The sequence below is a fragment of the Pseudoalteromonas xiamenensis genome (genome assembly GCF_030994125.1).
Classification (GTDB): domain Bacteria; phylum Pseudomonadota; class Gammaproteobacteria; order Enterobacterales; family Alteromonadaceae; genus Pseudoalteromonas; species Pseudoalteromonas xiamenensis_B.
The window spans coordinates 845,633-857,606 of record NZ_CP099917.1 but is presented as its reverse complement, the minus strand read 5'-3'; the positions used below and the strand labels follow the sequence as shown (position 1 = coordinate 857,606).

11 protein-coding genes and 1 tRNA gene are annotated in these 11,974 nt (G+C 42.7%); 5 read left to right on the top strand and 7 right to left on the bottom strand.

Features of this window, described 5'->3' with window-relative positions:
* Positions 1–322: 322 nt before the first annotated feature.
* From NI389_RS03915 to NI389_RS03905, 3 genes are read right to left on the bottom strand one after another with little or no spacing between them, the layout of a single operon-like run.
* Positions 323–856, bottom strand: a complete 534-nt coding sequence (locus NI389_RS03915) for a hypothetical protein (protein WP_308361681.1) — start codon at positions 854–856, stop codon at positions 323–325.
* Entirely contained in the window at positions 853–2,028 is a 1,176-nt protein-coding gene (locus NI389_RS03910; protein WP_308361680.1) for a peptidylprolyl isomerase, read from the bottom strand. The genes NI389_RS03915 and NI389_RS03910 overlap by 4 nt, the downstream gene beginning before the upstream one ends.
* Before the next feature lies 1 nt (position 2,029).
* Positions 2,030–3,043 carry a phospholipase gene (locus NI389_RS03905; protein ID WP_308361679.1) on the bottom strand — a complete coding sequence of 338 codons (1,014 nt, stop codon included), beginning with the start codon at positions 3,041–3,043 and terminating at the stop codon, positions 2,030–2,032.
* Between the two features lie 172 nt (positions 3,044–3,215).
* Between NI389_RS03905 and NI389_RS03900 the strand changes: the two genes are divergently transcribed.
* Both NI389_RS03900 and NI389_RS03895 read left to right on the top strand, forming a co-directional pair.
* Positions 3,216–4,049 carry a MipA/OmpV family protein gene (locus NI389_RS03900; protein WP_308361678.1) on the top strand — a complete coding sequence of 278 codons (834 nt, stop codon included), beginning with the start codon at positions 3,216–3,218 and terminating at the stop codon, positions 4,047–4,049.
* Positions 4,039–4,449 (top strand): DUF3019 domain-containing protein, encoded by a 411-nt coding sequence (locus NI389_RS03895; RefSeq protein WP_308361677.1) that lies wholly within the window; start codon positions 4,039–4,041, stop codon positions 4,447–4,449. Before NI389_RS03900 ends, NI389_RS03895 begins: the two co-directional genes overlap by 11 nt.
* 58 nt (positions 4,450–4,507) lie before the next feature.
* On the opposite strand, the gene NI389_RS03890 is transcribed toward NI389_RS03895, so the two are convergent.
* The 4 genes from NI389_RS03890 to NI389_RS03875 all read right to left on the bottom strand — a co-directional run bounded on the left by NI389_RS03890 (position 4,508) and on the right by NI389_RS03875 (position 9,384).
* A complete protein-coding gene (locus tag NI389_RS03890) occupies positions 4,508–6,067 on the bottom strand; it encodes a cryptochrome/photolyase family protein (RefSeq protein WP_308362493.1) in 1,560 nt (519 codons plus the stop codon).
* Positions 6,068–6,072: 5 nt separating this feature from the next.
* Positions 6,073–7,335 carry a DASH family cryptochrome gene (locus NI389_RS03885; RefSeq protein WP_308361676.1) on the bottom strand — a complete coding sequence of 421 codons (1,263 nt, stop codon included), beginning with the start codon at positions 7,333–7,335 and terminating at the stop codon, positions 6,073–6,075.
* Between the two features lie 681 nt (positions 7,336–8,016).
* Positions 8,017–8,487 (bottom strand): globin, encoded by a 471-nt coding sequence (locus NI389_RS03880; RefSeq protein ID WP_308361675.1) that lies wholly within the window; start codon positions 8,485–8,487, stop codon positions 8,017–8,019.
* A gap of 141 nt (positions 8,488–8,628) precedes the next feature.
* Positions 8,629–9,384 (bottom strand): delta-class carbonic anhydrase, encoded by a 756-nt coding sequence (locus tag NI389_RS03875; protein WP_308362491.1) that lies wholly within the window; start codon positions 9,382–9,384, stop codon positions 8,629–8,631.
* Between the two features lie 224 nt (positions 9,385–9,608).
* Between NI389_RS03875 and NI389_RS03870 the strand changes: the two genes are divergently transcribed.
* The 3 genes from NI389_RS03870 to nusA all read left to right on the top strand — a co-directional run bounded on the left by NI389_RS03870 (position 9,609) and on the right by nusA (position 11,959).
* Positions 9,609–9,685: transfer RNA gene (locus tag NI389_RS03870), tRNA-Met, on the top strand.
* 280 nt (positions 9,686–9,965) lie between these two features.
* Positions 9,966–10,421: a ribosome maturation factor RimP gene (gene rimP / locus NI389_RS03865; protein ID WP_208843733.1), complete on the top strand. Its 456-nt coding sequence runs from the start codon at positions 9,966–9,968 to the stop codon at positions 10,419–10,421.
* Between the two features lie 38 nt (positions 10,422–10,459).
* Positions 10,460–11,959, top strand: coding sequence for a transcription termination factor NusA (gene nusA, locus NI389_RS03860; RefSeq protein ID WP_308361674.1), 1,500 nt, complete (start codon positions 10,460–10,462; stop codon positions 11,957–11,959).
* The last annotated feature ends 15 nt before the right edge of the window (positions 11,960–11,974 follow it).

The following is an 11,974-nucleotide window of genomic DNA, read 5'->3' as shown; positions in this document are numbered from 1 at the left end:
ATATTTTTTAAAAACAAGATCATACAGAAAGGTTTCAGAAAGATTTCATAATGATTACGTCAAGTGAATTAACAATTGTATGGCTTCGAGTAAATATAGGCACGTCAATCATTAACTATTACTAAATTAAAGGTGGTAAGTATTATGAAAGCGTTAGCAATGTCACTACTATTATCGGTTGTATATGTGCCTAACTCATCGGCAAAAGTGGATGTGGAGTTCCGAGACATTATCATTATACCTACGGATATTTGTCTGGCGTTTCCATTAAAGTGTAAAGATACCCATTTTAATTGATCATGGGGGAAGAGTATCCCCCCTTTTAATTTTTACTTTTTAACTCAGACTTAATTTTATTTGTAAGCTCTTGAAGAGCTTCGATTTTATCGATAGCTTCTTGAAGTTGCTCTTTAGGCAGATTCGCTTCTTTTCCTTTTTGCAGTAGTTGTTCAAGTACAGATATCTTTTCCGTGGCAGCCTGAACGTAGGCTTGTTTCAATGCTCTGTCCTTTTCGTGATGAAACGCTTCATAGGCTTGATAGTCATTCAAATTGCCGGAATAGTGTTGCTCATCATGAGTGGATTTTGCAATTGGCGGAAGGTACTCGGAAGGTGTGATCGCTTTTACATCGGCTCCATACGCAGGTGCTTCTTCGCTTTTGCTTGGTTTTAACTTAACGTCTCTGAAAGTGATTGACGTATCGCTTTCGTCCTCAATGGGCATTCTAGAGGAGGCTACCTCGGCAGACTGATTTACACTTTGAGCACTCACATCAATCGATGTGAGCTGATTAATGCAAAAAGCAATAAAGCCAATAAGCGATAAAATGACAATAAGCTTCACTTTGGTATTCACAGTGTTTGTTTCCAACGACTAAATTTGTCTTCAAACGTTTTTAAAGCAACTTGAGTGAGTAATGCCGTTGTTGCTTGATACTTCACTGTTTCGCTATGTTCAAGATAGTAGTCGTACACTCGTTTTCCCGTTGCAATTACAAGCCATTTTCCCTCTGGTGTGCGTATCGGTTGTGAAAGCGTATCTTCAGGTAAATTGAATGCGGCTTGTGCGGCCCAGTTACCCCTAATTGTTTCCCGCTTAATTGTGGGTGAAAGCAGTTCAAGGGGCTTATCTTGTGCGCAGTTAAGTACGGTTTTTGGTGCGGCCTTATCTTGCGCTAAGTTTCGACATTGTTCGGCGAGCTTTCTTGAACTAAACAAGCCAGCCCAAGCTTCAACTGAAGCAACATAGCGAAATCTGGTCTTGTTTTCTTTATAGAAATTCGAAATGTCAGCATTCGATATTTTACCTTTAAGATGTTCAACATATTCACTGCGTTCGCCGTGCATCTGTTGTTTTAGTCCAAAATAGGCTTGTGCGGGTGCACGTACTATTTCAGTTAGGGCAACGTGATAAAGTGCGTCGTAACTTATGCCTAAGTCCTTTAGTTTCTTGGCGTGCACATTTTGCAATTGCAACATCCGAAAGCGTCGGTCTAATTCTGCATAGAGTACTTGAGTTTCGCCTTGGTGCAGTCGCAGACGTTTCTGCATTGAGAGAGTCTCTACAATGTCTTTCATCGAAAGAGCAAAGGGCAAGCCTTTCAATTGAATCGAGTCGAGCACTGATAACGCGCTTTTGTCGTATACACCGGAAACCGGGTACGTACCAAGTGCTTTCATCAGCCAAGCTTTATCAAACGGTGAGGTCTGCTGAGGCGTTAAAGATTGATAGGTAATATCACCAAAATTATTTATTAACAGCGTCATAGCAAGTTGTTCAGCATGGTAGCGATTGCTAAAGCCGACTTGAGATTGTCTCGTGACGAGTGTTGCAGCGTACGTGTTTAATTCTTGAAAAAGGAACTCGTTTTCAATCAAACGTTCGTGCACTTGCTGTTGAGAGGTGTTTTGACCGCTCGCTTTTTGGACGTTCACAAGCAACATTTCAAGTGGTTTAGTCTCGACGCTCGCATGCGCGAAAAGGGGTAGAGCAAACCCTACCACCCAAATTACAACAGAAAATCGCATATTAACGCGCTACCATCGCGTGATTCAGAAGTTGTACAACCATTGCAATGGCGTGTGGAATTACTTGGCGGCCAATTTGAACACGGTCATAGTGATCCTGAGAGTTAAGTACAATTGAACCTTGCGCATACGAATATGAACCACCTTGAGTCAGTAATGGACGAATATCGCTATCTGTTGCACGAAGTGGTGCGTAATAGTTCATTGCTTCAGTAACAAGCGCTTGGTCGTTTAAAAGCTCTTGATCGTAATAGTCCTTCACCCAAGATTCCCAACTAGAATGGTTGAGATCAGACGTTGTCCATGTGTGGTGCGGTTGCAATAGGTCTGTAGTATGGAACACAAAACCTAAGATTTGAGGTTGGCCTGACGCAAGGTAATTTTGATACCAGTATTGGCCTAAGTTATCGATTGGTTGAAACGGGATTTTTTCGAAATCTTTGTACATCGAGTAGCTTGATGTGCTGTCAATGCGGTAATGTGCTTCAGTGATACCGTAACTGTTGTACTTGCTGCCGTCGGCACCAAACCAACCCGATTGACCTCCTTTGCCATCATCTAAATGGTCACCTTTCAACCAAGTCGCAGCCATCGTGTCAACACTGCCCCAAACCGTTAGTTTGTCATAATTATATCCACCAAAATCGTTACCATGTGCATCTGCGCCTTGGGTGTGGTTTTGAAAGTGCCAGTAGCTTGTGTATTTCACAATGCTCTCAGCGGCACCCCAAAGTGGTGCCTGTACACAATTACCTGTAACTGCGCCGCACAAGAATGTGTCTTCAAAATCGTCAACATCGTAAGCCGCTTGGCCCAATACGTCGGCCAATTGGTCAAGAGTCAGACCATTTTTAGTCGCATAGGCTTGCAATTTTGAGAATTGAGTTGTTGTAGGATGCTGTGCCATGTAGTTCACTGCATCAATTACAATACGTTTATGTGTTTCTTGGCTAAATGCATAAGTTTTGCTTGCAAGTAGCGGTAGAAGTAGCGCGAGAGTATATCTTTTTTTCATTTTTGCGAACCTTAAAGTAGTTGCTCTATAAGTTGGAACGGGATTACAACAACTATACGTTACAAAAATATTAATAAAAAGTTAACATAAAATTTCTGGCTTTTTTATCTCAACATTCAAATTAATTACAATTTGCGATAGACTAAGCGAGAATTCAGGGACAAATAAAAAAATGATACAGAAATACCTACTCTTCGTTTTATCTGCATTTTTCAGTGTCGCGTGCTTAGCCAGTCAATCGGATGCAGCGCAGCAAGAACCGCAAGACGGCGCATTTAGCTGGCAGCTGTCTTTTGGCGTATACGGTATTAATATGACCATGCCAAAGTTAGCCGGTGATGATAGTCAATATGAAGGACTCACTATTTTAAGTGACGTGACTATCGAATATAAAAACTTCTATCTCGATAGCAAAACGGGCGATTTCTATGGTGGTTCGGATATCGGCTATCAGCTCATTGTTGAGCCTGATTGGGGCGTTGATGTTATTTACGGAAACTACCAACTTGAGTTTGATGAATATGGTTACTTTGAAAAAGATGACGTTATTCCTGAACTGAAAGGAATTAAAAAACGCCGCCAAGATCAGTCCTTCGGCCTGTCTTATTATCGTACTTACGGTAACTTTCAAACGTCATTGGAACTGGTTTATGACGTTTTTGGCCCAACAAATGGTTGGGTTGCTCATGCAGAAGCGACACGTAATTTTGAGCTACGTAATTGGGATCTGTGGCTGAATTTCGGTTTGAATTATTACTCATCGCGTTTTCACAATTACTATTATGGTGTGAGTGAAGAGGAGGCTACGTCTTTTCGGCCAGAGCACGATGCTGGCGATGCTACTAGCGTATTTCTTCAATTTGAACTGAACAGGGCTATTTCTGACAGTTGGGTATTCAGTAGTGGTGCGTCGTTCATCATTGGTGATAGCAGCATAAAGCGCAGTCCCATTGTCGAAACGAATTACGCGCGCGTATTTTTTATGGGAGTGAAGTATGTATTCTAAACTCCTCGTTTTGGCGTTAATTTGTGCACCAATGCACTCATTAGCGGCAACAAGCACGGAAGCGTCAGATATTACATTGGAAGAAGCACAAGCTCTGAAAGTGAGCCCAAATAAATGTGTTGCATTGAATGAGGGCCGAACCTGTTTTGCGGATGTTACCTTCACCTTACAGATGCCGGATAGAAAAGAATATTGCTTACGTGAAAAAGACCAAGCGATGCCGATAGGCTGTTGGAAGGAAGTGCAAACGGTTAACTACCTTTATAGCTTCGCCCGCACTCAAACAGTGACTTATGAGTTGGTCGCTAGGGAATCCGCGAGTGTGATTGCCGAGGGCACAATTGAGGTCAATTGGGTTCATAAAATTCGCACTAAAAAACGCCGCTGGCGATTGTTTTAGTGATGTCACACTCCTTTAAAATGAAGCCTTGATTGTTTCTTCGATCAAGGCAATAAGATTAAAGGCTCTCGAGATTATCTAAATAACGTTGAGCTTGTTCCAAAACCTTATTCTTCTCGTCATCTGCTTGGTTATTCCAATTCCGATAAATCATGCTCATTCGCTGGTTCTGGCTAAATGCATTTTGATGACGATGGAGAAAATGCCAATATAAACTATTGAATGGGCATGCTTTTTTACCATGCTTTAATTTTTTGTCGTAATAGCAATGTTTGCAATAATCACTCATCTTGTTAATGTAATTGGCGCTGCCAGCATACGGTTTGGTTGCAATGATCCCATGATCTGCGTGCTGACTCATTCCCCTTGTATTTGGAAGCTCAACCCATTGTAAAGCGTCGATGTAAATGCCCAAATACCAATCATCTACTTGTGAAGGCTCTATGCCTGCGAGAAGACAAAAATTACCGGTGATCATAAGTCGTTGAATGTGATGCGCATACGCGTAGTCCAGGCTCTGTGTAATGACCTCATTCATGCAGCGCATCTTGGTTTCGCCATGCCAAAAGTACTGAGGCAGTGCTCGCTGTGCATTGAGCGCATTGTATTGCTCATATTCAGGCATATTTCGCCAGTAAATTCCTCGAATGAACTCTCGCCAGCCAACAATTTGTCGAGTGAAACCTTCGACTTGTGGTAAGGATATTTGTTCTGGGGACGTTTCATAGGCTTTAATTGCGGCTTGGACTACTTGTATTGGACTCAGCATTTTAACGTTGAGCGCAAAGGAAAGGCGAGAGTGATACAAACTCCAAGCATGCTGGCTTTGGCAGGTCATGGCATCTTGATATTTTCCGAATCGAGGTAATAAATGTTCACAAAAAAAAGACAGTAATGTAAGTGCTTGCTGACGGTTAACTGGCCATAATAATTGAGTGTTTGACTGGCCAAAGGTTTTAACTTGGTGATGTTCGAGCCGAACGAGTATGGCTTCAACCGAGTTTTCAAAACACACCGGTGTTGGAATTTCCTTTAAATCGTTATCTTTAAAGGATTGCCTATTTTCAGAATCAAAGTTCCATTTCCCACCAATCGGCTTGTTATGATCCATAAGTAAGTTGTATCGTTTTCTCATCGAACGATAGAAATATTCCATTGTATGATGTTTTCCTTTGACGAACATTGATTCAATTTCATCGAAGGGCAACATAAAATGTTCCGTATCGTACTCGTTGCACTGATAGATTTGCTGCGAGCTGAATGCGCGAAGTTGTGCCAGTACTCGGTATTCATCAGGTCTTTGATACTCAAAAACGTCAACAGAGAATTTCGTACAGAAATGGGCAATGAGATCGCATAACGTTGGATAATGGCAAGTGTCGTCTAACGTTAAATGAATGACATGATGCCTTGCTGAGTTAAGTGCTGTAGCAAAGTTTTCCATGGCGGCGAAAAAGGCAGAAACCTTTTGTACATGATGTTTAACGTAGTCCGTTTCTTGGCGTAGTTCCGCTATTAGATATACGGTGTCCTCGTGTTTTTCACGATACCAAGAATGTGATGCATTAAGTTGATCACCAAGAATGAGACGAAGTTTAGCGTATTGTTGTGACGACATGGATTCTAAAGTGACCGTTCTGTATTGTGTTCTTTTAGCCATTGCCTACGATAATGTCCGAGTTCATCGTAGAGCTGGGTTTGTTTATCAATATTGAAGTGGCGACCACCTCTCGGATCAGCGCCAACGCCAGCGATGTACTGCCAATTTCCCCAATTGATAGCGACATCATAATCAATCAGTGTTTGCTCAAAGTAAGCTGCCCCGTGTCGCCAATCGATACCGAGTTCATTGACCAAGTAGCTTGCCGTAATTTGACGAGCTCGATTAGAGATCCACCCCGTTGTATTGAGTTCCTTCATGATAGCATTCACTAAATCCGATTCAGTTTTGCCCTCGCACCATGTTTTGAAAGTTGGGGCATAAAATGAAGAGGGTGGATTTATTGAATTTAACCCGCGTCTAAGAAAAAGCTTTATTCCATGCGCTTTCGCGTACCAATAAAAATACTCTCGCCAAAGTAGCTCAAAATAGATCCATTCTGTTGAATCAGTTTGACCATAGACAAGTTGGTATTCCTGCAAACGGCTCAGAATTTCGTGCACATTCACTGTACCGAGTGCTAAAAAGGGTGAAAACCCGGTTGAAAACCATTCCCCCGACAACTGATTGCGCGTTTCTTTATAATGACTTGGATGGCGACTGCAAAAGTAATCGAGTAAGTGTTGCGCTGCTGCACTTTCCCCATGTTTTGCCTTGACGACGGGGTGTCTATCAGAACAAACGGGTAAAACGGACCTAGGCAAATCGGGCAGTTGCGATGTGAGGTTTTCGGCAATCGTAATGTCGTTTACTTTTCGGCGAAAATCTGAAAACGTTTTCGGGAACGAATCTGACTTGAAAGGCAGTTCGTATTCTTGAAATAGGGTATTGCCGGGGAGTGAGTGAAAGCGCATGTTTTGGCATTTTTCGCGTAAAGATAGCCACATTCGGGACAAGTCATAACTTGGATGAAAGGGCAAAGCGCAATCCGTTACGGCATGCTCATGCAACAGTGAAAGTAACGCTGGCAAATAGAACATAGAGAGTTGAGCCACGCCATGATTGAGCTGCGCAAATCGTGCGACGAATTCACGTTCAACATCAACGTGGGCGTTCAACACAACGTCACTGGTTTTGCGACGCGCAAGACATTGCGTTGAATAGCGAGTCTCATCTCTAAGGACACAGATCAAAAGCCTATCAACGTTCGCGGCAAAAATGGATAAGGCGTTATTGTTAACTAATCGAAAATTTTTATAAATAAAGAAGATACCGGTCCGCATCATCTTCGCTCATTCTGCATTATTAACGTCAATACGAACTAGGGAAGGATTTGGCTCACTTTAAAATTTGAGTTGAATGCAGCCTTTCACATTGCGCTATAAAAATACGTCGGTGTGATCCCACATCGGCGCTTTGTCTTTGCGTATGATCAAGGACGTCCATTGATTTAGTGTTGAGCGCGGCTAACGCCTATTGACTCAGTAAGGTACGCAGATAATTTAATGTTTCCACACCCTGACGAAGCAGATTTGGGCTCGGTTCAAGTGAAATTTCTTTGCTCGAGAGTTCTGCTATTGTGGAAAAAAGAACCGTTAAATTTGCGCAGTCTTGAAGCGCTCCTTCAACCGCCGATAACAATCCAAGAAGCTCACTTTCAAACTTAGCGACACAGGATGCAGACTGTCTTTTTCAGCCGTCTTGGAGACTGTATCGAGGCCATTTTCTCTTATTGCTGAAAACGCAGCTTGCAGTTCAGGATCTTGATTTCAGTACTGCTGTTCCAATTTATTGTTCGTTGTATCAAACACGTCGCAACCGGATGGGGCAAGAAGGCAACCCGAGGCAAGAAGTAACTGATGCTTCGTAATTTCTCCGAGTTTAACCATAAACAAATCAATGTAATGGGATAGTCCCATTCTATACTGTTTTAGCTATATTCGTTACGTTTCTTGCCTCAACCCACACTAAGAGGCCTGTGATTTTTTCAATCGGTGCTCATGCAGGCTAACTACGTTCGTTCGGCCATGCATTTCGTGATTGAGTATGTTTGACACGACATGCAGCAGTCGGCGCCAAGCGTTTCGCATAGCAAGCGTATATTGTTTGCCTAGATGAAGCTGTATAGTGGCTAGGAAACAGTTACAAAGCACGCAAATATCGCGCTCTGTTAAATTGTACTCACTCAGCTTTTTAGCCGTCTGGCTTAGGTAATCGACCAGATTGTTGTGTTCGAGAATTAAACCAACACATTGATGTACGAATCCAAAAAATTCGTTTTCATCATTGAGTATCCCTTCGTCAGAAAAAGTGAATGATGTATTGAGTTGATAATTTGAGAGTTGTTTTCTAAAAGAAACACAGAAACAGTGAAAGTTAGGTCTAACCACCGCGAGTGATTGCGTCAACATGCGGTATTGATATGGTGATATGCTCATATTCGCCCCAATAAAAATCAGGAGCGCATCCTTTTGCTCAAACTAGAATGTTTGGATTGAGTATAGACAGCGAATGTCGACTTTGCGACATTCGCGAAAAAATTTGTGCGTAATTTCTGACAAATTTATATCGGATTGGAATTACTTTATTGGAGACAGTAACTTAGGATCCGTTACTAGCTCACGAACACCATGCGCATGGTCTTCTTCGAATTCGTTACTTTCACACCATTTTGCCAAACTGTTAATGTCAACTTTGGCACAGCTCGGACGAACGCTCCACGTTACTTGAAGTGGCGAACATTGTTGGCTGGTGTATTTAGGGCCGGTTGTCGAACCTAAAAATTCTACCGGTTTACCTGTGTTATCTGGGATATGCTTTGGTTGGTGATAACCATTTACCACGTTACCATCATAACCGAGTTCATTGAAATCAAGTGCATTCGAATCGTTAACCACTAAGAAAACTTGAGTTTCAACTCGTAAATCTGGGTTAGCACATTTATCGTTTAAACAAGAGCCAAGGCCTTTGCCTGGTTTGACATCACATGAACTGTGCACCCAGTGCACTTCAATGGTGTCACCTGGTTTCACATTTTTACAAACTTTGCCTTTTGGTGCTTTGAGTTCTGCAGCTGTTAATGAGCTCGTTGCGTTACATTGGTAACCACCGTGTTCACCAGGGCCTGCAAAAACAGAAAAATCTTTTGCTTTGTGTTCAGCATTTTTGTGGAAGTGGATGTTACACAAGTTCATTTCTGAACTTTGAGGCGCTTTTGAGAAAGAGCGAGCATTTTCGCCAAGAACACTGTCAATATCGCGAGGGGTCTGAGGACCAAAACCTTCGCATGAATCAGCGATTGCATAAGATGACGTCATCCCGAAGGCAATGCTCATTAAAAGAGATTTGTAAGCTCTACTTTTCATTCTAATTTTCCTATAATGGGTAAAATAGCCGTTAATATAGATAAATCTTAAACAGGAACAAGCTTTTTGCGTTTAGTTGTTGATAAAATAAGAACAATCCACAAAAGAACTTTATTTTCCTCTGCGGTTGCTTATTAATGTAACACTCTTTATAATAAGCGCCAGTTTTAGACATTACTTGTAATGTCAGTTGCCGCGGGATGGAGCAGCCTGGTAGCTCGTCGGGCTCATAACCCGAAGGTCGTCGGTTCAAATCCGGCTCCCGCAACCAAGACTTGTGCTTGTTAAGCATAGTGAATACGTTGAAAACACGTTAGTGTTTGTTTCTAGTTCGCGCATTCTTTGTAATGCGCGTTTTGCGTTTAAGCACTATGCTCAATGAAGCCTTTCTTGCCGCAACCAAGCTGGCCTTTGGCCACACCGTTGATTTTTGTGTGACGCCCCGCTTGGTTCGGGGCGTTGTTGTATCTAAACCCAGAGAATCGGGTTTAGAGCATGTTACAGCTTTACTGGGGCAACGAGCCCTTTTTTTGTTTGTATGGAGGAAATTCGTGACAAAACTCGAGCAAGATTTAACCGCAATGCTTGAACCTGCTGTAGAAGCACTTGGTTTTGAGCTATTGGGTCTTGAGTTTGTAACTGCTGGTCGTCACTCGACACTACGCGTATACATTGACCATGAAAATGGCATCAATGTGGATAACTGTGCGGAAGTCAGTCATCAAGTGAGTGCCATCATGGATGTCGAAGACCCGATTACAAACGAGTATACCTTAGAGGTCTCATCACCAGGTGTTGACAGACCTTTGTTTAAGCAAGCGCACTTTGAACAGGCGGTCGGTGAGGAAATACGTTTACGTACTAAATTACCTCAGGATGGTCGTCGTAACTTTAAAGGCGATTTAGTGGCAATTAACGGTGATGTGATCACGCTGAAGATCGATGGTGCAGAGCATATGTTAATGCTTAGCAACGTTGAGCGTGCCAACATCATCGCGAAATTCTAATTAGAGTGCGAAGGAACAGGGCAAACGAGGCATTACCTATGGCAAAAGAAATATTATTGGTGGCAGAGGCCGTCTCTAATGAAAAAGCGGTTCCAAGAGAAAAAATCTTTGAAGCTTTAGAGTTCGCACTAGCGACGGCAACAAAGAAAAAACACGAAGGTGAGATTGAAGTTCGTGTTTCTATTGACCGTAAAACTGGTGATTACGATACTTTCCGTCGCTGGAGAGTTGTTGAGCCATTAGAGAACGGTGGCTTAGAGAACCCATTTTCAGAAATTACACTAGATGCAGCGCGTTTCGACGAGCCAGAAATCCAACTTGGTGACTACGTAGAAGAACAAATTGAGTCTATCAAGTTTGACCGTATTACAACGCAAATGGCGAAGCAAGTTATCGTACAGAAAGTACGTGAAGCTGAGCGTGCGTTAGTTGTTGATGCGTATAAAGATCAAAAAGGCGAGTTAGTTACGGGTGTCGTAAAGAAAGCATCACGTGATGCCGTTATTATCGATTTAGGCAACAACGCAGAAGCGGTAATTTACCGCGACGATATGCTGCCACGCGAAAGCTTCCGTCCAGGTGATCGTGTTCGTGGTTTACTTTACGAAGTTAAGCCAGAAGCACGTGGTGCACAGCTATTCGTTACACGTTCAAAACCTGAAATGTTGATGGAATTGTTCCGTATCGAAGTGCCAGAAATTGGCGAAGAGATGATTGAACTACGTGGCGCAGCACGCGACCCAGGTTCTCGTGCAAAAATCGCGGTTAAATCAAACGACAAACGTATTGACCCTGTTGGTGCATGTGTTGGTATGCGTGGAGCTCGTGTACAAGCGGTTTCGTCTGAACTTGGTGGCGAGCGCGTTGATATCGTTCTTTACGATGACAACCCTGCTCAGTTCGTAATCAATGCAATGGCGCCAGCAGAAGTTGCGTCAATTGTTGTTGACGAAGATTCGCGTTCAATGGACATCGCGGTTGAATCAGACAATCTAGCACAAGCAATCGGTCGTAACGGTCAAAACGTTCGTTTGGCAAGCCAACTAACTGGTTGGGAGCTAAACGTGATGACGGTTGAAGACATGCAGCGTAAGAACGCAGAAGAGTCAGACAAGTTAGTGAATCTATTCACTGAAAACTTAGACATTGACGATGACTTCGCGGCGCTTCTAATCAACGAAGGTTTCTCTTCATTGGAAGAAGTTGCGTACGTGCCTGTTGCTGAGTTTTTAGAAATTGATGGTCTTGACGAAGACACAGTTGAAGAGCTGCGTAACCGTGCAAAAGATGCATTAACAACGAAAGCACTTAAAAACGAAGAAAGTTTAGAAGGTGCTGAGCCTTCAGATGAGCTTTTAGCTTTGGAAGGCCTAGATCGTCACACGGCGCTAGTTATGGCAAGTAAGGGTATTATTACGCTTGAAGACTTAGCTGAGCAAGGTATTGATGACCTAGTAGAGATCACAGACATAACAGATGAGCAAGCAGGTGCCCTAATCATGGCTGCACGTAACATCTGTTGGTTTGGTGATGAGTAATTTATTAACGGGAGG

What these genes read in the sequence shown, in the direction of transcription:
- NI389_RS03910 (WP_308361680.1), bottom strand. Translation starts at nt 2,028, where the DNA reads ATGCGATTTTCTGTTGTAATTTGGGTGGTAGGGTTTGCTCTACCCCTT.
- NI389_RS03905 (WP_308361679.1), bottom strand. Translation starts at nt 3,043, where the DNA reads ATGAAAAAAAGATATACTCTCGCGCTACTTCTACCGCTACTTGCAAGC.
- NI389_RS03900 (WP_308361678.1), top strand. Translation starts at nt 3,216, where the DNA reads ATGATACAGAAATACCTACTCTTCGTTTTATCTGCATTTTTCAGTGTC.
- NI389_RS03895 (WP_308361677.1), top strand. Translation starts at nt 4,039, where the DNA reads ATGTATTCTAAACTCCTCGTTTTGGCGTTAATTTGTGCACCAATGCAC.
- NI389_RS03890 (WP_308362493.1), bottom strand. Translation starts at nt 6,067, where the DNA reads ATGTCGTCACAACAATACGCTAAACTTCGTCTCATTCTTGGTGATCAA.
- NI389_RS03885 (WP_308361676.1), bottom strand. Translation starts at nt 7,335, where the DNA reads ATGATGCGGACCGGTATCTTCTTTATTTATAAAAATTTTCGATTAGTT.
- NI389_RS03880 (WP_308361675.1), bottom strand. Translation starts at nt 8,487, where the DNA reads ATGAGCATATCACCATATCAATACCGCATGTTGACGCAATCACTCGCG.
- NI389_RS03875 (WP_308362491.1), bottom strand. Translation starts at nt 9,384, where the DNA reads ATGAGCATTGCCTTCGGGATGACGTCATCTTATGCAATCGCTGATTCA.
- nusA (WP_308361674.1), top strand. Translation starts at nt 10,460, where the DNA reads ATGGCAAAAGAAATATTATTGGTGGCAGAGGCCGTCTCTAATGAAAAA.